Source organism: Solicola gregarius, assembly GCF_025790165.1.
Lineage (GTDB): Bacteria > Actinomycetota > Actinomycetes > Propionibacteriales > Nocardioidaceae > Solicola > Solicola gregarius.
The window spans coordinates 1,789,437-1,809,141 of the sequence record NZ_CP094970.1 but is presented as its reverse complement, the minus strand read 5'-3'; the positions used below and the strand labels follow the sequence as shown (position 1 = coordinate 1,809,141).

Annotated in this window: 18 protein-coding genes; 16 read left to right on the top strand and 2 right to left on the bottom strand. The window is 68.8% G+C overall.

What is annotated here, in order from left to right:
• Positions 1 to 78 precede the first annotated feature (78 nt).
• From L0C25_RS08920 to L0C25_RS08865, 12 genes are all read left to right on the top strand, one after another.
• Complete coding sequence (locus tag L0C25_RS08920; RefSeq protein WP_271636123.1) at positions 79 to 1,179, top strand: DUF4185 domain-containing protein; 1,101 nt, start codon at positions 79 to 81, stop codon at positions 1,177 to 1,179.
• Between the two features lie 76 nt (positions 1,180 to 1,255).
• Complete coding sequence (locus tag L0C25_RS08915; RefSeq protein WP_271636122.1) at positions 1,256 to 2,302, top strand: phosphotransferase family protein; 1,047 nt, start codon at positions 1,256 to 1,258, stop codon at positions 2,300 to 2,302.
• A gap of 55 nt (positions 2,303 to 2,357) precedes the next feature.
• Positions 2,358 to 3,167 (top strand): SDR family NAD(P)-dependent oxidoreductase, encoded by an 810-nt coding sequence (locus L0C25_RS08910; protein ID WP_271636120.1) that lies wholly within the window; start codon positions 2,358 to 2,360, stop codon positions 3,165 to 3,167.
• Positions 3,167 to 3,823 (top strand): histidine phosphatase family protein, encoded by a 657-nt coding sequence (locus tag L0C25_RS08905; RefSeq protein ID WP_271636118.1) that lies wholly within the window; start codon positions 3,167 to 3,169, stop codon positions 3,821 to 3,823. Before L0C25_RS08910 ends, L0C25_RS08905 begins: the two co-directional genes overlap by 1 nt.
• The gene (locus L0C25_RS08900; RefSeq protein ID WP_271636117.1) at positions 3,820 to 4,611 is read left to right on the top strand and encodes an SDR family oxidoreductase; all 792 of its coding nucleotides are present in this window, start codon (positions 3,820 to 3,822) and stop codon (positions 4,609 to 4,611) included. The genes L0C25_RS08905 and L0C25_RS08900 overlap by 4 nt, the downstream gene beginning before the upstream one ends.
• A gap of 175 nt (positions 4,612 to 4,786) precedes the next feature.
• Positions 4,787 to 5,407: a TetR/AcrR family transcriptional regulator gene (locus tag L0C25_RS08895; protein ID WP_271636116.1), complete on the top strand. Its 621-nt coding sequence runs from the start codon at positions 4,787 to 4,789 to the stop codon at positions 5,405 to 5,407.
• Positions 5,404 to 6,204 carry a TIGR03084 family metal-binding protein gene (locus L0C25_RS08890; RefSeq protein WP_271636115.1) on the top strand — a complete coding sequence of 267 codons (801 nt, stop codon included), beginning with the start codon at positions 5,404 to 5,406 and terminating at the stop codon, positions 6,202 to 6,204. The genes L0C25_RS08895 and L0C25_RS08890 overlap by 4 nt, the downstream gene beginning before the upstream one ends.
• Entirely contained in the window at positions 6,201 to 7,952 is a 1,752-nt protein-coding gene (locus tag L0C25_RS08885) for an acyclic terpene utilization AtuA family protein (RefSeq protein ID WP_271636114.1), read from the top strand. The genes L0C25_RS08890 and L0C25_RS08885 overlap by 4 nt, the downstream gene beginning before the upstream one ends.
• Positions 7,949 to 9,127 (top strand): acyl-CoA dehydrogenase family protein, encoded by a 1,179-nt coding sequence (locus L0C25_RS08880; RefSeq protein WP_271636112.1) that lies wholly within the window; start codon positions 7,949 to 7,951, stop codon positions 9,125 to 9,127. The genes L0C25_RS08885 and L0C25_RS08880 overlap by 4 nt, the downstream gene beginning before the upstream one ends.
• Before the next feature lie 37 nt (positions 9,128 to 9,164).
• Complete coding sequence (locus L0C25_RS08875) at positions 9,165 to 10,757, top strand: acyl-CoA carboxylase subunit beta (protein ID WP_271636111.1); 1,593 nt, start codon at positions 9,165 to 9,167, stop codon at positions 10,755 to 10,757.
• A gap of 4 nt (positions 10,758 to 10,761) precedes the next feature.
• Complete coding sequence (locus L0C25_RS08870) at positions 10,762 to 12,738, top strand: acetyl/propionyl/methylcrotonyl-CoA carboxylase subunit alpha (RefSeq protein WP_333908577.1); 1,977 nt, start codon at positions 10,762 to 10,764, stop codon at positions 12,736 to 12,738.
• Positions 12,735 to 13,904 (top strand): acyl-CoA dehydrogenase family protein, encoded by a 1,170-nt coding sequence (locus L0C25_RS08865; protein ID WP_271636109.1) that lies wholly within the window; start codon positions 12,735 to 12,737, stop codon positions 13,902 to 13,904. Before L0C25_RS08870 ends, L0C25_RS08865 begins: the two co-directional genes overlap by 4 nt.
• Before the next feature lie 178 nt (positions 13,905 to 14,082).
• Here the strand turns inward: L0C25_RS08865 and L0C25_RS08860 are convergent, their stop codons facing one another.
• Positions 14,083 to 14,544 (bottom strand): luciferase domain-containing protein, encoded by a 462-nt coding sequence (locus tag L0C25_RS08860; RefSeq protein ID WP_271636108.1) that lies wholly within the window; start codon positions 14,542 to 14,544, stop codon positions 14,083 to 14,085.
• Positions 14,545 to 14,831: 287 nt separating this feature from the next.
• Here L0C25_RS08860 and L0C25_RS08855 point away from each other — a divergent pair, with 287 nt between their 5' ends.
• The 3 genes from L0C25_RS08855 to L0C25_RS08845 are packed head-to-tail and all read left to right on the top strand — an operon-like array spanning position 14,832 to position 18,259.
• Positions 14,832 to 16,337, top strand: a complete 1,506-nt coding sequence (locus L0C25_RS08855) for a glycosyltransferase family 39 protein (protein ID WP_271636107.1) — start codon at positions 14,832 to 14,834, stop codon at positions 16,335 to 16,337.
• 12 nt (positions 16,338 to 16,349) lie between these two features.
• The gene (locus L0C25_RS08850; protein WP_271636106.1) at positions 16,350 to 17,495 is read left to right on the top strand and encodes a phosphatase PAP2 family protein; all 1,146 of its coding nucleotides are present in this window, start codon (positions 16,350 to 16,352) and stop codon (positions 17,493 to 17,495) included.
• Positions 17,492 to 18,259 (top strand): enoyl-CoA hydratase-related protein, encoded by a 768-nt coding sequence (locus tag L0C25_RS08845; RefSeq protein WP_271636105.1) that lies wholly within the window; start codon positions 17,492 to 17,494, stop codon positions 18,257 to 18,259. The genes L0C25_RS08850 and L0C25_RS08845 overlap by 4 nt, the downstream gene beginning before the upstream one ends.
• A gap of 65 nt (positions 18,260 to 18,324) precedes the next feature.
• Here L0C25_RS08845 and L0C25_RS08840 read toward each other — a convergent pair whose 3' ends face one another.
• Positions 18,325 to 18,903 carry a TetR/AcrR family transcriptional regulator gene (locus L0C25_RS08840; RefSeq protein WP_271636104.1) on the bottom strand — a complete coding sequence of 193 codons (579 nt, stop codon included), beginning with the start codon at positions 18,901 to 18,903 and terminating at the stop codon, positions 18,325 to 18,327.
• A 50-nt stretch (positions 18,904 to 18,953) separates the two neighbouring features.
• Between L0C25_RS08840 and L0C25_RS08835 the strand changes: the two genes are divergently transcribed.
• Complete coding sequence (locus L0C25_RS08835) at positions 18,954 to 19,679, top strand: aspartate/glutamate racemase family protein (protein ID WP_271636103.1); 726 nt, start codon at positions 18,954 to 18,956, stop codon at positions 19,677 to 19,679.
• Positions 19,680 to 19,705: the final 26 nt, after the last annotated feature.

The following is a 19,705-nucleotide window of genomic DNA, read 5'->3' as shown; positions in this document are numbered from 1 at the left end:
GACGGAGGGCCCGACCTGGGTCGGCGGGGCTAGCGTTCGAAGCGCGCATCGCGGCGCACCGGACAGAAGGACACTGCCATGGCACTGAGCCGTCGAGCTTTCCTCTCCACCTCCACCGGTCTCGGCCTCGGTGCTGCGCTCGGGACCACTGCACTTCCGCAGGGGATGCTGCCGAGCGCCGGTGCGGCCGCGGTCTACAAACAGACCATCACCGGAGTCGGCAAGGATCCCGACCGGCGCTGGCGGGTCGTCGGCACCGACCTCGGCATACCGTACGTGCTCGAGAACGGCTCGATCGGCTACCTGTTCGGCGACACGTTCAGCTCGGCCCTTCCCGGCGGGCCGGACTGGCGGTCGCCGGTGATGCTGCGCTCGGCAAGTCAACCGGGGAGCCCCGGCGGCATCGTCTTCGACAACGCAGCCGGAGTCGCAGGCGACGGGCTCGCGCCCGAGATCATGTACAACGGGCACAAGACCGACGACGGCGCGGGCACCCCCGAGTTCACGGTGATCCCCAACGACGGGATCAGCTTCCCCGAGACCGGCGACCAGATCATCTCGTACATGAGCATCCGCGAGTGGTACGACCAAGGCGTGCCCCGCTGGCGTACGAACTACGCGGGGATCGCCCACTCCACCGACAGCGGCAACCACTTCACCCGGACGCCGTACGTCTGGTGGAACAACGACGCGAACAACGACCCGTTCCAGATGTGGACCATGCAGCGCGGCGACGACGGGTACGTCTACATCTTCTCGGTCGCTCCCGGCCGCCAGGTCGGCCCGATGATGCTGCGGCGGGTGCCGTGGGACGCGATGTTCGACCAGGGCGCGTACCAGGGCTGGGGCTACGCCAACGGCAAGTGGGACTGGAACAACCCGTGTACGCCGATCCTGGAGGGCTCGATGGGCGAGCCGTCGGTACGCAAGCTCCAGGACGGTACGTGGGCGATGTCCTACCTGCGCGAGGGCGACACGGCGATCGTCACGCGTACCGCCGAGGGCCCGGACAAGCCGTGGTCGCCCGAAGTGGTGCAGGTGACGTTCGCGCAGGAGCCCTACCTGTACGGCGGGTTCATCCACCCGTGGTCGAACTCCGGACCCGGCAACCTGCACCTGATGGTGTCGAAGTGGACGACCGAGGCGTACCACGTGAGCCAGTTCGTCGGCATGCTCTGAGTGCCACCCACGACGGTGCGACCCGCCGTCGCACCCGTGGCGGGCGAACTCGGGCGAACGCTGCGAAGATGACGGGATGACCACCGAACGCACCGCTGTTCGCCGTGAGGACGCCTTCGACGTGTCCGCCGTCGCCGGGTGGCTCGGCGACGAGGTCGGCATCACCGGTACGCCGAGCGTCGAGCAGTACCGGGGCGGCGCGTCGAACCTCACGTACCTGCTCGGGTACCCGGACGGGTCGTTGATCCTGCGGCGCCCGCCCACCGGCGCGAAGGCGCGCGGTGCGCACGACATGGTGCGTGAGTACACCGTGCAGCACCGGCTGAAACCGGCGTTCTCGTACGTTCCGGAGATGATCGCGCTCTGCACCGACGAGAACGTCATCGGCTCACAGTTCTACGTGATGGAGCGCGTGCCCGGCGTCATTCCGCGGGCCAACCTGCCCGAGGGCTACATGTTGTCGCGCGACGACGCCGGTGAGCTCGCCAGCGTGTTCGTCGACCGGTTCGTCGACCTGCACCGGGTCGATCCCGACGAGGTCGGGCTGAGCGAGCTCGGGCGCGGCGACGGTTACGTCGCGCGGCAGCTCCGCGGATGGACCGACCGCTATCGCAACGCGCTGACTCCCGGTGCACCCGACTTCGGTGCGATCACCAGCTGGCTGGAACGCCTACAGCCTCCGGACGTCGACAGCTGCGTGATCCACAACGACTTCCGGTTCGACAACCTGGTGCTCGACGAGAGCCTGACCAAGGTGCGCGCGGTGCTCGACTGGGAGATGTCGACCGTCGGAGACCCGCTGATGGACGTCGCGTGCGCGCTCGCGTACTGGGTCCAGGCCGACGACCCGCCCGGCATGCTCGCGCTGCGTAAGCAGCCGACGCACCTGCCGGGGATGCCGACGCGCGCCGACGTGTTCGAGTACTACTGCCTGCGAATGGACCTGTCGCCCGACGCCTGGCCGTTCTACGAGGTGTTCGGTACCTTCCGGCTCGCGGTGATCCTGCAGCAGATCTACTACCGCTACCACCTCGGTCAGACCTCGAACCCCGACTTCGCCGGTTTCGGCGCCACGGTCGAGTACCTGCACGGTCGGTGCCACGAGATCCTCTCGCATGCGTAGAGGTGCTCGCGAGCCCAGCAACCCGTCGCTGTGCCTGACCTCTTAGGCTCCGGGTGTGACGATTCGAAGCAATGACCGTGTCGTGGTGACCGGCGCCGCATCCGGGCTCGGACTTGCCCTCGTTCGCCAGTTCGTCCGCCGAGGTGCCCGGGTGCTCGCGACCGATCTCGCCGACGACCGGCCCGCTTCACTCGACGACGTGCCGGGCGTTGCCTATCGCCGGCTCGACGTACGCGCGGACGCCGACTGGGACGACACCCTCGAGTGGGTACGCGACGAGTGGCACGGTCTCGACCTCCTCGTCAACAACGCCGGGGTCGCCGCAGGCGGTCGGCTCGAGCTCACCACGATGGATCAGTGGCAGTGGATCGTCGACATCAACCTGCTCGGAGTCGTACGCGGCTGTCGTACGTTCACGCCGATGCTGAAGGGCCAGCGCGCGGGTCACGTCGTCAACGTCGCATCGGCGGCCGGGCTCGTCCATCCGCCGCGGATGTCGGAGTACAACTCGGTCAAGGCCGGCGTCGTCGCGCTGAGCGAGACGCTGCACTACGAGCTCGCGCCGTACGGCGTCGACGTCTCCGTCGTGTGCCCGTCGTTCTTCCGGACCAACCTGGCGGCCTCCTTGCGCGGCAACGACCCCGACTCCCGGGCGTCCGCGCAGCGGCTGATCGACGAGTCGCCGCGATCGGCGGACACGATCGCGGGCCGCGTGCTCGCGGGAGTCGACGCGCGCCGGCATGTCATCCTCACCGACCGCGACGGTCGGATCGGGTACTACGCGAAGCGACTCGCGCGTCCCCTGTACGACGCGATCATGCTCCGCGAGTCGGCGAAGATGGTCGCCCGCGAGGGTGACGGCTGATGTCGCTGGTCGTACTCGTCCGTCACGGACAAGCGTCGTGGGGTGCGGCCGACTACGACGTGCTGTCCGAGCACGGCCATGCGCAGGCGCGCAGTCTCGGCGCTTCCTGGCGTACGTCCGGGTTCGAGCCGACTCAGCTGGTGAGCGGGCGGATGCGCCGGCACCGCGAGACGGCCGACGAGATCCGGGTCGGGTACGGCGCCGCGCCTCCGTACGACGTCGTCGACGGTCTCGAGGAGTTCGACCATGTCGACGTGTTCGCCGAGTCGATCGGTGCCGACGGCAGCCTGCCGGACCTCGACGCGTCCGCCATGGAGCAGATGTTCGGCGAAGGGCTGCGTCGCTGGATCACCGCCGACGGCTCCCGTACGTACCGCGAGACCTACCGTCAGTTCCGGGCGCGGGTCGGCGACGCGTTCGCGGGTCTGCTCGGACGCTTCGACGCCGACGACAAGGCGGTTGTGGTCACGTCGGGTGGTGTGATCGCGGCGATCGTGTGCGACCTGCTCGGTGTCGACGACGAACGCTGGCCGGCGCTCGCCGCACCGATCATCAACACGAGTACCCACAAGGTGCTCGTACGCGACGCGCGACCGATGCTCGTATCGTTCAACGAACACGCACATCTGGCAACGGCCGACATCACGTACGCATGACGCGGGAGCGAACGCATATGCGACAGAACATCTGGATCACGGGAGCGAGCGCCGGGCTCGGCGAGGGCATGGCCCGACTGTTCGCGCAGAACGGCCACAACCTCGCCCTGGCGGCGCGCCGGCTCGATCGTCTGGAGGCGTTGCGAGACGAGCTGGTCGCCGCGAACCCGACGATCGAGGTGAGCTGCCACGAGCTGGACGTCAACGACCACGATCGTGTCTTCGACGAGTTCACCGCGGCCACGACGGCGCTCGGTGGCATCGACCGGGCGATCGTCAACGCCGGTCTCGGCAAGGGCGCGCGCATCGGCAGCGGCAGGTTCGACGCGAACCGCGACACCGCGATGACCAACTTCGTCGCGGCGCTTGCCCAGTGCGAGGCGGCGATGGCGCACTTCTACGAGCGGGAGTCGGGTCATCTCGTACTCGTGTCGTCGATGTCCGGGATGCGCGGCATGCCGGGTTCGATGACCACGTACGCGGCGACGAAGGCGGGTCTGGCGATGCTCGGCGAGGGGATTCGCGCCGATCTGATGCGCCGACCTGTCGCCGGCATCAAGGTGACGACCCTCTACCCGGGCTTCATCGCCTCCGAGATGAACGAGCGCGCAGCGGAGGCCGGCGCCGGCGGCACCAAGCTGATGGTCGATACCGAGACCGGGTGTCGCGCCTTGGTCGCCGCGATCGACAAGGAGGTAACCGAGGCGGAGGTGCCCGGCTGGCCGTGGAAGCCGATCGGCTTCGTGATGCGCCACGCGCCGCTCTCGGTCGTACGCCGGATGGTGTGACCCGTCCATGCTCTAGGAGCGACGAGCAACTTCTGTCTCGCGAAGCTACGGGCACCCACAGCGGCAAATCTGCAACAGCTTCTATACGTGGGGACTCCCACTGGAACCTCCCCGAGTCTCGTGGGGAACCCCACGACACTTACAAGCAGTCGTGACTGTTTGTTAGAGTCACCCCATGGCCATCGAGTCGCGGGAGCGTCCGCAGCGCACACCCCAGGGCGAACGCACCCGCGCCATGCGTACGCGGCTGCTCGACGCGACGATCGACTGCCTCGTGGAGCGCGGCTGGTCGGGTACGACGACCACGCTGGTCTCGGAGCGAGCCGGCGTGTCGCGCGGAGCTCAGCTCCATCACTTCCCCACCAAGCAGGCGCTTGTCGTCGACGCGGTGGAGTACATCGCGACCAAGCGCCGCACCGAGCTGGAGGCGGCCGCGGAGCATCTGCCCGCGCGCCGGCGTACGCGGGCCGTGCTCGAGATCCTGAGCGAGCAGTTCACCAGCCCGGTGTTCCTCGCCGCCCTCGAGCTCTGGGTCGCCGCGCGCACCGACGAGACCCTCCGCGACGCCGTCGGACCGCTCGAGCAGCGCATCGGACGCGAGACGCATCGCCAGACGGTCACGCTGCTGGGGGTCGACGACTCCGACGGCGGAGCGCGCGAACTTGTCCAGGCGACGCTGGACCTGCTGCGCGGGCTCGGCCTCGCCGCCACCCTCGCTGACGACTCACGTCGCCGCAAGCGCATTCTCGACACCTGGGCGAAGACGCTCGACGATACGATCGGAGCAGCCAGTTGAGTGACCGACTCGCCGAGGTTCTGGGCGACCTCGATGCCGAAGGCGCCCAGCTCGACAGCTGGGTGTGCGACCTCCCCGCCGACAGCTGGCCGACTCCCACGCCGGCGCCGGGCTGGACGGTCGCGCACCAGATCGCGCACCTGCACTGGACCGACGAGGCGTCGCTCAAGGCGATCGCCGGCGACGACTTCGCCGACGTACTGCAGGCGGCCGCCGCAAACCCGACCGGGTACGTACACACCGGCGCCGAGGCTCTGGCCGCCATCGCGCCGGCCGAGCTGCTCGTGCGGTGGCGCGAAGGCCGGGCGCGGCTCTCCGGTGCGTTGCGGGACGTACCGAAGGGTGAACGAATCGCCTGGTTCGGGCCGCCGATGAGCCCCGCGAGCATGGCGACCGCCCGGCTGATGGAGACCTGGGCACATGCGCACGACGTCGCCGGGGCGCTCGGCCTCGAGGTTCCGGTCACGTCACGGGTCCGCCATGTCTGCCACCTGGGCGTACGCACCCGCGGGTTCGCGTACGCGGTGCGCGGGCTGCAGGTACCCGACACCGAGGTGTACGTCGAGCTGACGGGGCCCGAGGGCGAGACCTGGACCTGGGGGTCGACCGAGGCGCCGGAGCGGGTCACGGGTTCGGCGTGGGACTTCGGCCTACTCGTCACGCGCCGGCGGCATCTCGACGACGTCGACGTACACGCCGACGGGTCCGACGCCGAGCAATGGCTCACGATCGCGCAGGCTTTCGCAGGCCCACCCGGGCGTGATCCGGTACGGCTGTCCGAACGGGAACCGGCATGACCGCTGTCCGGATCGGCAACGCGTCGGGCTTCTACGGAGACCGGCGCTCCGCCTTCGCTGCGATGCTCGAGGGCGGCGACCTCGACTACCTCACCGGCGACTACCTCGCCGAGCTCACGATGCTGATCCTGGGCCGCGACAAGCTGAAGGACGAGTCGCTCGGCTACGCGAAGACGTTCGTACGCCAGCTCGAGGACTGCCTCGGCCTCGCAGTCGACAAGGGCGTGCGCATCGTCACGAACGCCGGCGGACTCAATCCGGCCGGCCTCGCCGACCGGCTACGCCAGATCGCAGCCGAGCAAGGCATCTCGGCGTCGATCGCGCACGTCGAGGGCGACGACCTGCTCCCGCGCGCCGACGACCTCGGCTTCGCAAAGGCGCTGACCGCGAACGCGTACCTCGGTGCGTTCGGTATAGCGGAGGCACTCCGCGGTGGTGCGGACGTCGTGGTCACCGGGCGGATCACGGATGCATCGCTCGTGGTCGGTCCCGCGATCGCGCACCACGACTGGTCGCGCACCGACTACGACGCGCTCGCGGGTGCAGTGGCCGCCGGTCACGTGATCGAGTGCGGTACGCAGGCGACCGGCGGCAACGTCGCGGGATTCGAAGCGCTCGACCTCACAACGCCTCAGGGGCGGCAGTTCGGCTTCCCCATCGCGGAGGTCGAGGCGTCGGGCGACTCGGTCATCACGAAGCATCCGGGCACGGGCGGAGCGGTCACGCTCGACACCGTGACGGCCCAGCTCGTCTACGAGATCGACTCACCCGCGTACCTCGGTCCGGACGTGGTCGCCCGGCTCGACTCGCTCGCGCTCGTGGCCGAAGGGCCGGACCGGGTTGCGATCTCGGGCGTACGAGGGTCGGCCCCGCCACCACAGGCGAAGGTCTGCCTCAACCGTCTCGGTGGCTTCCGCAACAGCGTGGAGTTCTTGCTCACCGGGCTCGACATCGACGCGAAGGCATCGCTCGTACGTGAGCAGCTGACCGATGCGCTCTCGTCCTCGCCGCCGGACTCCGTCGAGTGGCAGCTAGAGCGTACGTCGCAGCCCGATCCCGCGACGCAGGCCGAGGCGACGGCCCGGTTGCGGTGCGAGGTGCGGTCCTCGTCGCCGGAAGCCGTCGGCCGGGCGTTCTCCGGTGCGGCCGTCGAGTTAGCGCTCGGCTCGATCCCCGGCTTCACGCTCACCGCGCCGCCGGGCAGCGGTTCGCCGTACGGGGTGTACGCACCCGCGTACGTCGACCAGGACGTCCCCGAGCACTGCGTGGTGCATGCCGACGGCTCGCGTACGCCGATTCCGCCGCCGCCCGAGTCGGGGTCTATGTGGCATCGGTCCAATAGGTCTCAACCGATGCCACATAGACCCCGAGACCAGAGAGCGCTCAGCCGCACCACCCGGGCACCGCTCGGCCGCATCGCGTACGCCCGCAGCGGAGACAAGGGCGGCGACTCGAACGTCGGCGTGTGGGTACGCAGCGACCATCCGCGCGCCGCCGAGGCGTACGACTGGCTGCGTACCCTGCTGGACGAGAAGGCCGTCCGGCAGCTGCTGCCCGAGGCCGCCGACCTCGAGATCGACGTGTACGAGCTGCCCGACCTGCGCGCCGTCAACATCGTGCTGCACGGCCTCCTCGGTGAGGGCGTCGCCGCCTCGACGAGGTTCGACCCGCAGGCGAAGGCGGTCGGCGAGTGGCTCCGCGCGCGGCAGGTGGACGTGCCCACCGAGCTGCTCATGGAGACGCCATGACCGACGCGTGGGCGGCGCCCGAACGGCAAGCACTGCGGGAGAGCGCGACTCGGTTCACCGAGCGTGAGATCGTCCCCTATCTCCCCGACTGGGAGGACGCCGGCGAGGTGCCTCGCGAGCTGCACAAGCGCGCGGCGGCGGCAGGTCTGCTCGGTGTCGGGTTCGCCGAAGACGTCGGCGGCCAGGGCGGCACGGTGGTCGACGTCAGCGTCATCACGGAGGCGGTCATCGAGGCGGGCGGGTCCTCCGGACTCGTTGCCGCGCTGTTCACCCACGGCATCGCGCTGCCGCATATCGTCGCGTCGGCGTCGACCGAGCTGATCGACCGCTACGTCCGCCCGACGCTCGCGGGGGAGACGATCGGGTCGCTCGCTATCACCGAACCCGACGGTGGTTCCGACGTCGCAAGCCTCCGCACCCGTGGCACGCGAGACGGCGACGCGTACGAGGTGACCGGCAGCAAGACGTTCATCACCTCGGGCGTACGCGCAGACTTCGTCACCACCGCGGTCCGTACCGGCGGCGACGGCGCCGGGGGCATCTCGCTGCTGGCGATCGACAAGGACACTCCCGGCTTCACGGTCACCCGACCCCTTCGCAAGATGGGCTGGCTGTGCTCCGACACGGCCGAGCTGGCGTTCGACCACGCGCGTGTACCCGCTGCCAACCTGATCGGTGAACAAGACGCCGGGTTCGTCGCCATCATGCGCCAGTTCGTGCACGAGCGGCTCAGCCTCGCCGTGCAGGCGTACGCGACCGCGCAGCGTTGCCTCGATCTCGCGGTCACGTACGCCAAGCAGCGCGAGACGTTCGGCCGTCCGCTGATCGGCCGGCAGGTGATCCGGCACAAGCTGGTCGACATGCACCGGGCGACCACGACGGCACGCGCGTACACCCGAGGGGTCATCGAGCGGGCCGTCGAGCCGGGTGACGACAACTCTCAGCTCTCGTTGGCGCTCGATGCCAGCATCGCGAAGAACGATGCCGTCGAGGCCTGCGACCACGTCGTCGACGAGGCGGTGCAGATCTTCGGCGGTGCGGGCTATCTGCGGGAGTCGGAGGTCGAACGCCACTACCGTGACGCCCGCATCCTCGGCATCGGCGGCGGCACCAACGAGGTCCTGAACGACCTGTCGGCAAAGCTTCTGGGGTACGGAGCGGCGAGGGCGCAGTGAGGTACGAGCGAGCAACGAGCGCGACCAAGGGGCCAGCATGATCAAGACGAGTGTCGATCCGACGTCCGAGACGTACGAAACCAACCGCGACGCCATGGCCGAGCGCGTTGCCGACCTCGCCGAGCAGCACGCCAAGGCAATGGCGGGCGGTGGCGAGAAGTACGTCGAGCGCCACCACAAGCGCGGCAAGCTGCTCGCGCGCGAACGCATCGAGCTGCTCATCGACGAGGACTCCGCGTTCCTCGAACTCTCCAGCCTCGCGGCGTGGGGCACCGACTTCGTGGTGGGCGCCAGCGTCGTCACCGGTATCGGCGTCGTCGAGGGCGTCGAGTGCATGATCATCGCAAATGACCCAACGGTCAAAGGCGGATCAAGCAACCCGTCGACGCTGAAGAAGGGGCAGCGCGCTGCGCAGATCGCGGCCGACAACCGGCTGCCGACCATCAACCTGGTCGAGTCCGGCGGCGCCGATCTGCCGACCCAGAAGGACATCTTCATCCCGGGCGGCGCGTCGTTCCGCAACATCACCCGGGCGAGTGCGGCGCGCGTACCGACCATCGCTCTGGTGTTCGGCAACTCGACCGCCGGCGGCGCGTATGTGCCGGGCATGAGCGACTACGTCGTGATGGTCGACGGAGGTGCGAAGGTGTTCCTCGGCGGCCCGCCGCTGGTGAAGATGGCCACCGGCGAAGAGTCCGACGACGAGTCGCTCGGTGGTGCGCAGATGCATGCCAGACAGTCGGGCCTGGCCGACTACCTCGCCGCCGACGAGCACGACGCGATCCGACTCGGCCGACAGGTCGTACGCAGGCTGAACTGGCGCAAGCAGGGTGCCGCGCCTGCGGCCGTGTACGACGAGCCGGCACACGATGCGGAGGACCTGCTCGGCATCGTGCCGACCGACCTGAAGGTGCCGTTCGACCCGCGTGAGGTGATCGCACGCATCGTCGACGGATCGGAGTTCGACGAGTTCAAGCCGCTGTACGGCGGCAGCCTGGTCACGGGGTTCGCGCAGCTGCACGGGTATCCGATCGGAATCCTCGCCAATGCGCAGGGGGTTTTGTTCAGCGAGGAGTCGCAGAAGGCGACCCAGTTCATCCAGCTCGCCAACCAGGTCGACACCCCGTTGCTGTTCCTGCACAACACGACCGGCTACATGGTCGGCGCCGAGTACGAGCAGGGCGGGATCATCAAGCATGGCGCGCTGATGATCAACGCGGTCTCCAACAGCACGGTGCCGCACCTGTCGGTGGTCATGGGCGCGTCGTACGGCGCGGGCAACTACGGCATGTCCGGTCGAGCGTACGAGCCGCGCTTCATGTTCAGCTGGCCGAACGCGAAGTCCGCCGTGATGGGGCCGGCGCAGTTGGCGGGTGTCATCAGCATCGTCGCGCGGCAGGCGGCCGAGGCGAAGGGGCAGCCGTATGACGAGGACGCCGATCGGCAGATGCGCGCGTACATCGAGCAGCAGATCGAGGAGCAGTCGCTCGCGTACTTCACGTCGGGGATGCTCTACGACGACGGCGTGATCGACCCGCGCGACACCCGCACGGTGCTCGGCATCTGCCTGTCCGCGATCCACAACGCAGAGGTGAAGGGGGCCGAGCACTATGGTGTCTTCCGGATGTGAGCGGGTGCTGGTTGCGAACCGCGGCGAGATCGCCCGGCGGGTGATGCACACCTGCCGCACACTCGGTATCGAGACCGTCGCCGTGTTTTCCGACGCCGACACGGATGCGCCGTTCGTTGTCGAAGCCGACATCGCCGTACGGCTCCCGGGTGAGGCTGCCGCCGATACGTACCTGCGCGGCGATCGGATCGTCGACGCCGCGAAGTCGAGTGGTGCTGACGCGATCCACCCCGGCTACGGATTTCTGTCGGAGAACGCCGAGTTCGCGCAGGCCGTGCTCGATGCCGGATTGACCTGGATCGGCCCGGACCCGAAGACGATCGAGCAGATGGGCTCGAAGGTCCGGGCGAAGGAGATCATGTCGGCCGCGGGAGTTCCCGTGCTCACGGCGGAGTCGGGCCGATATCCCATGCTGGTAAAGGCATCCGCCGGCGGCGGTGGACGCGGCATGCGCGTCGTTGATGGGCCTGCGGAACTCGACTCGGCGATTGCCGCTGCGGAGGCGGAGGCGGAGGCGGCATTCGGCGACGGCACGGTCTTCGTCGAGCCGTACCTCCCGACCGCGCGGCACATCGAGGTGCAGGTGCTCGCAGACCGACACGGCACCTGCTGGGTGCTCGGCGAGCGCGACTGCTCGATTCAACGCCGCCACCAGAAGGTCGTCGAGGAGACACCGGCGCCGGGCATCTCCGACGACGTACGTACCCGGCTGCGCGACGCCGCACGAGCCGCCGTCGCAGCGGTCGACTACGTGGGCGCGGGCACGGTGGAGTTCTTGGTAAAGGACGAGGTCGTCAGCTTTCTCGAAATGAACACCCGCCTGCAGGTAGAGCATCCGGTCACGGAATGCGTCTGGGGCGTCGATCTCGTCGAACTCCAGATCGCGGTCGCCGAAGATCGGGCACTGTCCTCCAGATTTGGGCCGAAGGGGCCCGTTTCCAGCGGGGAAACGGGACGTTCGGGCCCAAATCTGGGGGATGGGCACGCGATCGAGGTGCGGGTGTACGCCGAGGATCCTGCCGACGACTGGCGGGCGCAGACGGGCACGGTACGCGCCTTCGAGTTCGCCGCCGACACTCGCTTCGAGGTGCCGCGATCGTACGGGGTGCGGGTCGACTCGGCCGTGGAGCCGGGCAGTGAGATCGGCATCCATTACGACCCGATGCTGGCCAAGGTCGTCGCCTGGGCTCCCGATCGTGGCCAGACGATCCGGATGCTGCGCGGCGCGCTGAGGCACGCGCGAGTGCACGGTGTCCGGACCAACCTCGAGCTGCTCGGCGCCATCCTGTCCGACGACGACTTCGTCACCGGGCGCGTACACACCCGGCTCCTCGACGACCGCCTCGAGCAATGGACCGAGCCGCGTCGATCATCCGGCGAGCTGCATCGGTACGCCGTCGCGGCGGCACTCGTTCAGGCCCACTCCGCGCACGGTGCGGCGCGGGTACAGAGCCGCATCCCGGCCGCGTACCGCAACGTGCCTTCGCAGTCGCGCACTCGCACGTACGTCATCGGCGACGAGTCGATCGAGATCGCGTACGCCAGTGAGCGTGGGCGGTTCGTGGTCGACGGCGTCGAGGTCGTCCATGTCGACGAGCACGGCGTACGCCTGCGCCACAACGGAGTCCGCGAGTCGTACGACGTGACGGTCGACGGCGACGCGGTGTACGTCGACGGCCCGACGGGCCCACTCGATCTGCGTACCGTTCCTCGCTTCACCGACCCGGCAGAGACCGTCGCCGAGGGCTCGCTGCTCGCGGCCACGCCGGCGTCGGTAGCAGTGGTTGCGGTCGCGACGGGAGACGAGGTGCAGAAGGGCCAGACCGTCGTCGTACTCGAGGCGATGAAGATGCAACACACCGTCAGTGCGCCGACCGACGGCGTCGTGGCCGCGATCGAGGTCGCGGCCGAGCAACAGGTCGAAGCGGGCGCGGTGCTCGCGGTGATCGATGAGCATGTACCCGAAGGGGAGCGAACATGAGTGACACACCGGCGTTCAGTGAGTCGCGGGAACGGCAGGCGCTGCGCAAAGCCGTCGCGGACCTGGGCTCGAAGTACGGCCACGACTACTTCATCGAGCGTGCGCGCGCCGGTGAGAAGACCGATGAGCTGTGGGCCGCCGTCGGGAAGAACGGCTACCTCGGCGTCGCGATACCTGAGGAGTACGGCGGCGGAGGCGGCGGCATCGGCGACCTCGCGGCGGTGTGTGAGGAGCTCGCCGCCGCCGGCTGCCCGCTGCTGATGATGGTCGTCTCTCCGGCGATCTGCGCCACCATCATCACCCAGTACGGCACCGATGCGCAGAAGCAGCACTGGCTCCCGGGCTTCGCTGCGGGTACGACGACGATGGCCTTCTCGATCACCGAGTCCGACGCCGGCTCCAACTCGCACCGCATCGTCACCACTGCGCAGCGCGACGGCGACGCGTGGGTGTTGAACGGCGGCAAGACGTTCATCTCGGGGATCGACGAGGCGCCACACCTGCTTGTCGTCGCCCGGATGGAGGACGCCAAGACCGGGAAGCTGAAGCCCGCACTGTTCATCGTGCCGACCGACGCCGAAGGATTCACCGCACAACAGATCGAGATGGAGATCGTGTCGCCGGAGAAGCAGTTCACGCTGTTCTTCGACGACGTACGCCTACCCGCCGACGCGCTGCTCGGCAGCGAGGACGCCGGCCTCGAGCAGCTGTTCGCCGGGCTCAACCCCGAACGGATCATGGCGGCGTCGTTCGCGACCGGCATGGCTCGACACGCGCTCGCGAAGGGTGTCGCGTACGCGAACTCGCGCGAGGTGTGGAAGCAGCCCATCGGTGCTCATCAGGCGGTCGCGCACCCACTCGCCGAGTCGCACATCGAGATCGAGCAGGCCCGGCTCATGACGCAGCGAGCCGCCGCACTGTACGACGCAGGCGACGTGATGAGCGCCGGCGAGGCGGCGAACATGGCGAAGTACGCGGCCGGCGAGGCCGTCTGCCGCGCCGTCGACCGAGCGGTGCAGACCCATGGCGGCAACGGACTGACGACCGAGTACGGCATGGGCGGACTCGTCGTTGCCGCCCGGCTGTCGCGCATCGCGCCGGTGAGCCGCGAGATGATCCTGAACTTCATCGCCCAGTTCAGTCTGGGCTTGCCCAAGTCGTACTGAGGCGTCGGTTGCAGGTCGGGTGGCCCGGTCCTTTGGTCCGGCCTTCACCGTTTCCGTTTGCGGCGGTGCCGACGCCCGAGGCCGCGACGAAGGAATCTGCCTTTGGCCGCACCGTTCGACCCAAAGGCAGATTCCTTCGTCCGCGACAGCTGAGCCATAGAAGCTCGTCGCCATCACGTCAGGGCGCACCTTCTCGGGCGAACGCCAGGCTCTCTTCGATGACGGAGATCACGACCTTGAGCTCGCCGGCATCACGCGGTCCGTAGATCATGAACTCGGTACCGAAGTCCGCATGCTGGTGCGGCTCCGCCCACCGGAGGCCAACGAGGTCCTGACCGCGCTCTCGCGGCAGCACGAGATGAACGCTGGTGTCTTGCACACCATGAAGATGTGCCGGCTCAAGCCGCTGTCCTGGTGCAAGCGATGTCTCCGGCGCGTGCTCGTCGGTGAGGTCGACGAAGAACACGGCTCGCGACGACGGCGGCGACACCTGGCTGACACCCTCCTCGACGCCGTCGAGATCGAATACGCGCGCGACCAGCGTTCCCCATAGCCCGGGAGTCGCGCGCTGATTCAGCTGCCGGTGCGGACCTTCGTCAGACGTTCGCGGGCGCGCGCCGGACCTCGGTGAACTCAGCACCCGCGAAAGCCTAGCCATCGCCCGCCGCGGCCGTCGACAATCCACGACGTCTGGCCGCCGACGGTGACCGGACCGTCACTCTGTGCCGACCGGTCGAGTGTGTCTGTGTCGGCGCCGCGGGGGGGCCTTATGATTCTCGGAGGGCCCCGACGCTGCACAACGTCCACACGCCGAACGGAGAGCGCGCTGCACAAGCCCGGTTTGTCTCGTTCGATACGCGGTCGCGGTCTGACCGCGGTCGAGTCAAGCGCGCCCTGTTCTACGTCGCGCCCATGGACGATCCTCCCGTGACCTCGGTCGCTTTCGAGCGCGGTACGCGCACGCGTACCGTCCCCCAGTTGGCGTGGGCGCCGGTCCTGGTCGCGATGGCGACGGTCGCCGCCGCGCTGACGTCGGCGAGCCCGGCGTACGGGTATCACCGCGACGAGATGTACTTCCGGATGCTGCCGCTCGACTGGGGGTATGTGGACCAGCCCCCGTTGACGCCGCTGCTGGCCCGGATGTTCAGTGCCATCGCGGACGAGACGTGGGCGATCCATATCCCGGCGACGGCGCTGATGGCGCTGTCGATCCTGGTCGTCACGCTGATCACCCGGGAGCTCGGTGGCGGCCGTGACGCTCAGACGCTGTGCGCCTGGGCGTACGGCACGTCGCTGATCCCGCTGGAGTTCGCCCGGGTGCTGCTGACCGCGACCGTCGACCTCGTCGTGTGGCCGGCGGTCCTGCTGTTCATCATTCGCGCGACCTTGCGCAACCAGCCGCGGTGGTGGCTGGTCGCCGGCCTGGTGACCGGGCTGAGCATGTACAACAAGCTGCTCGTCGCGCTGCTGCTGGTCGGGCTCGCCGCGGGCATCGCGCTGGTGGGCCCGCGCCGCCTGCTGGTGTCGCGTTGGGTGTGGGGCTCGGCGGCGATCGCGCTCCTGGTCGGCGCCCCCAACGTGATCTACCAGGCGACCCACGGCTGGCCGCAGATCACGATGGGTCAGGCGCTCGCCGAGCACAACGCCAGCCAGGTCCGGATGCTGCTGATACCGGTCATGCTCGTCACGTTCGGCGTCGCCATGGCCCCCGTCTGGCTGGTCGGCTTCCGCGAGATCCTGCTCTCCCGGCGATGGCGCCCCATCCGGTCCGTCGCGGCGGCCATGCCGGTGGTCGTCGTACTCGTCTTCATCGGCGGCTCGCAGGTCTACTACCCGCTCGGGTTGATGACCGCGTTCCTTGCCGCCGGCTGCGTCGTCGTCGGTCGGTGGGTCGCCGAGGGGCCCGCCCGCCGCGCCTGGACGGTCATCGCCGCGGTCGGTGTGAACGCCGGCATCTCCGTGATCATCGCATTGCCCGTCGTCCCGTTGCAGTTCCTCGGCTCGACACCGGTACCAACCTTCAACCAGATCGCCCAAGACCAGGTCGGCTGGCCGGCGTACGTCGAGCAGGTCGCAGGCGTACGCGACCGGCTCTCCACGGCGGAGCGAGGGCGTACGGTCGTCATCGCCGACAACTACGGCGAGGCGGGCGCGATCGCGCGGTACGGCCCCGATTTCGGGATGCACGACGTCTACAGCGCCCAGAACGAGCTGTACTACCAGTCCCGCCCGCCCGAGTACGCCGACATCGCGGTCGTCGTCGGCACCAGCCCGGATGAGCTGAGGACGGTATTCGGGTCCTGCGCTGTCGTCGACTGGCTCGACAACGGTCTCGGCGTCGACAACCAGGAACAGGGCGCGCCGATCTCGATCTGCCGCGACCCGGCCGGCGGCTGGTCGTCCGTCTGGCCGAAGCTGCAGCACTACGACTGAGGCCGAACGCCGATGACTCGAAGCACGTTCCATGAAGGGGGACCAACCATTCACACCGCAGGATTCTTCGATGAACCCCGCGACGGAGAGTCCGCGCCCGCCAAGGGCTGGCGCGGCTACCGCTGGCTGATCGGGCTGTGGGTGACCGTTGCGGTGTTCGGCGCCGTCATGGTCGCCCGCTCGATCCAGGTCGACGTGCCGATCCGCGACCCGGGCGGCTCGATGTTCCTCGTCCGGTTGGGCGTATCGCTGATGTGGTTCGCCGCGCTCAGCGTCGTCGACGCGATGATCCGCGTCGGCCGGGCGAACCTGTCGGTCGGCCGCGTGGGTGCGATGCTGCGTCGGCGCTGGCCGAAGGACCGGCTGGCGCTCGCCGTCACCGGGCTCCTCGCGTACCACCTCGTCTACCTCTTCTACCGCAACCTGAAGAGCTGGGTCGTCTTCCGCGGATACCACGACGACGCCCTGCTCGAGTTCGAGAAGAACGTCTTCTTCGGACACAGCCCGGCGTCCCTGCTGCACGGCCTGTTCGGTGAGCACATCGGCTCGTACGTGATCGCCGGCATCTACGAGTCGTTCGCGTACATCGTGCCGCTCTCGTTCGTCGCGGCGCTCGTGTTCGCCGGGCGGATCCGCGACGGGTACGTCTTCCTGACGGCCGCGATCTGGGCCTGGATCCTCGGCACCGTCTCGTACTACCTCATCCCCTCGCTCGGGCCGTTCGCGTCGGCGCCCGACGACTTCGCCGGCCTTTCTCGTACGTTCATCAACACCAAGCAGGACACGCTGCTGGTCGACCGATTACATCTCCTGCAAGACCCCTCCGCATCGGACGCGTTCGCGAGCATCGGTGCGTTCGCCAGCCTGCACGTGGGGTTCACCTGCATGATCGTGCTGATGCTGCGCTACTACGGATTCCGGCGCGCGACCCAGGTCATGACGGTGTACCTCGCGGCGACCGTGGTCGCAACGCTGTACCTCGGCTATCACTTCGTGATCGACGACATCGCCGGCGTCATACTGGCGTTCCTCTCCGTCCTGTTCGCTCGCTGGACGATCTACCCGCGCGGCGGACGTACGCTCGCCCTCACCCGCGAACGCGAGGGTACGAGCGGGGAGAGTGGCCGCCTCGCCAGTCTGAGAAGGTGGGTCGCATGACTGAGCCGAGCATCAGGGAACCGCTCGTCCGCCTCGAGGTCGAGTCCGAGGTCGCGACGATCACCCTGGACAGCCAACCGAACCGCAATGCCCTCAGCCGTCAGCTCGTCACCGAGCTGATGCATCTGCTCGGCGTCGCGGACGCCGACGCCGGGGTACGCGCGATCGTGATCGCCGCGGCCGGTCCGGTGTTCTGCTCGGGTGCCGACATGTCCGAGGCCGCCGGTGGCGGTATGGACGAGGGTGCCCGAGCACTCGTCACGCTGCAGCGGCAGATCGCAACGGCCACCAAGCCCGTCGTCGTACGCCTGCAGGGTCCCGTACGCGCGGGCGGGCTCGGCATCGTCGGTGCTGCCGACGTCGTGATCGCGGCCGACTCCGTTTCGTTCGCGTTCACCGAGGTCCGGCTCGGCCTCGCGCCGGCGGTGATCTCGCTGACCACGCTGCCTCGTCTCACCGACCGCGACGCGGCGCTGATGTACCTCACCGGGTGGACGTTCGACGCCGCGGAGGCGCAGCGGATCGGCCTGGTCACCAAGATCGTCCCCGACGACGAGCTCGACAGCGCGCTCTCGTCGGTGCTGTCCGGGTTGCGCAAGGGCACGCCACAGGGGCTTCGCGAGACGAAGGCGCTGGTCAACCGCTCCCTCGTCGAACGCATCGACGAGCTCGGAGACGTCGTGGCCGCCCAGTCGTCCCGCCTGTTCGCGAGCGACGAAGCGCGCGAGGCGATGATCGCGTTCCTGAATCGCAAGAAGGCGTAGCGCCCGCCCCGTGAGCCGCACGTTTCGGCCCCGAAATCGGCGGGAGCGGGGCCGAAACGTGCGGCTCAGGGTGGAGTGAGGCGCAGGGTCTCGAGGTACGTGCGTACGGCGGCGGTCGTACGCGCGTCATCGCCGGTCGCGAGCAGATCGAGGAGCGCGCCGCGCAGCACCGCAAGGGTCAGCGTGCGCTGCGCCTGCCCCTTCGCGGTCTCGCGTACGCGAGCCGGCTGGGCGTCGGCGAGCAGCGACAGCCAGTCCTCGACGGCGTCGCGGGCGAAGCCGCCCCATGGCCCCTTCGAGTCGAGCAGCGAGCGGGCGTACCCCTCGGCCCAGAGGCGCAGCAGCGGTCGCCGTTCGGGGGCGGCCAGCCACACCCAGAGGCGTTCGGCAGCCACGTCCAGCCCGCCGTCCGGCGTACGTACGTGCGCGACCAGATCGCGCTGGTCATCGCGAGACCGGGCCAGCACCGCACGGACGAGCCCGTCCTTGCTGCCGAAGAGGTAGAGCAGCACGCCCGAGCTCGAGCCGATGGCCGAAGCGAGCGGGCGCAGCGAGACGTCGGCCAGTCCGTGCTCGCCGGCGTAGGCGTACGCGCGCTCGAGCAGCTCGGACTTGCGAGCGGATGGGGTTGAGTCGTCGGCCACGGGACACTAGTGTCCCACTGAAACAGTCGTTCCAGTCAAGGAGTGCCCGGATGAGACACCTCGGAATCCTTGCGCACAGCGTGCCGGGGGCGGCGCTGTGCTTTCGCGAGTTCGGCGAGGAAGGAATGCGTCGACTCGGCTCACACGACCACCCCGACGTGAGCCTCGACTGCATCGCCATGGGCCGCAGCATGGGCGCGTGGGACTCGGGCGACTACGAGGTCATCCGGTCGATCCTCGCCACCAGCGTCGAGCGTCTCGCTCGTACCGGGGCCGACTCTTTCGTGTGCCCGGACAACACCGCACACCTGGCCCTCGAACGCCCCGGCCCCGACCTGGCGCTCCCGGGTCTGCACATCGCCGAGGTCGTGGCCCGCCACGCCGCCGGCGCCGGTCACCGGACCGTCGGCATCCTCGGGACGAAGTGGACGATGGAGGCCGACCTGTACCCACGCGTCCTGGCCGCGCATGGTCTCGAAAGCCGAATACCCGAGCCCGCAGATCGCGCGGTCATCCAGGACCTCACGTTCGGCGAGCTCGTGCACGGAGTGTTCTCCGATGGCACTCGTGCGCGGTTCGTCGAGACCATCGAAGGGCTGCGCGCCGCCGGTTGCGACGCGGTCGCGCTGGTGTGCACGGAGTTCCCGCTTCTGGTCACACCCGACGCATCGCCGCTCCCGACGCTCGACTCGACGATCCTGCTCGCCCGTGCCGCCACCTCCGTCGGGATCGGCAGCGAGCCGATGCCGGTCTGGCGTGGTGGCCGACCTGGCTGAGACGGCGTTCGAACGCCGCCGCGCAT

Excerpts from the sequence above, each read along its gene's own strand:
- L0C25_RS08920 (WP_271636123.1), top strand. The coding sequence starts at position 79 with ATGGCACTGAGCCGTCGAGCTTTCCTCTCCACCTCCACCGGTCTCGGC.
- L0C25_RS08915 (WP_271636122.1), top strand. The coding sequence starts at position 1,256 with ATGACCACCGAACGCACCGCTGTTCGCCGTGAGGACGCCTTCGACGTG.
- L0C25_RS08905 (WP_271636118.1), top strand. The coding sequence starts at position 3,167 with ATGTCGCTGGTCGTACTCGTCCGTCACGGACAAGCGTCGTGGGGTGCG.
- L0C25_RS08900 (WP_271636117.1), top strand. The coding sequence starts at position 3,820 with ATGACGCGGGAGCGAACGCATATGCGACAGAACATCTGGATCACGGGA.
- L0C25_RS08895 (WP_271636116.1), top strand. The coding sequence starts at position 4,787 with ATGGCCATCGAGTCGCGGGAGCGTCCGCAGCGCACACCCCAGGGCGAA.
- L0C25_RS08885 (WP_271636114.1), top strand. The coding sequence starts at position 6,201 with ATGACCGCTGTCCGGATCGGCAACGCGTCGGGCTTCTACGGAGACCGG.
- L0C25_RS08880 (WP_271636112.1), top strand. The coding sequence starts at position 7,949 with ATGACCGACGCGTGGGCGGCGCCCGAACGGCAAGCACTGCGGGAGAGC.
- L0C25_RS08875 (WP_271636111.1), top strand. The coding sequence starts at position 9,165 with ATGATCAAGACGAGTGTCGATCCGACGTCCGAGACGTACGAAACCAAC.
- L0C25_RS08865 (WP_271636109.1), top strand. The coding sequence starts at position 12,735 with ATGAGTGACACACCGGCGTTCAGTGAGTCGCGGGAACGGCAGGCGCTG.
- L0C25_RS08850 (WP_271636106.1), top strand. The coding sequence starts at position 16,350 with ATGACTCGAAGCACGTTCCATGAAGGGGGACCAACCATTCACACCGCA.
- L0C25_RS08845 (WP_271636105.1), top strand. The coding sequence starts at position 17,492 with ATGACTGAGCCGAGCATCAGGGAACCGCTCGTCCGCCTCGAGGTCGAG.
- L0C25_RS08835 (WP_271636103.1), top strand. The coding sequence starts at position 18,954 with ATGAGACACCTCGGAATCCTTGCGCACAGCGTGCCGGGGGCGGCGCTG.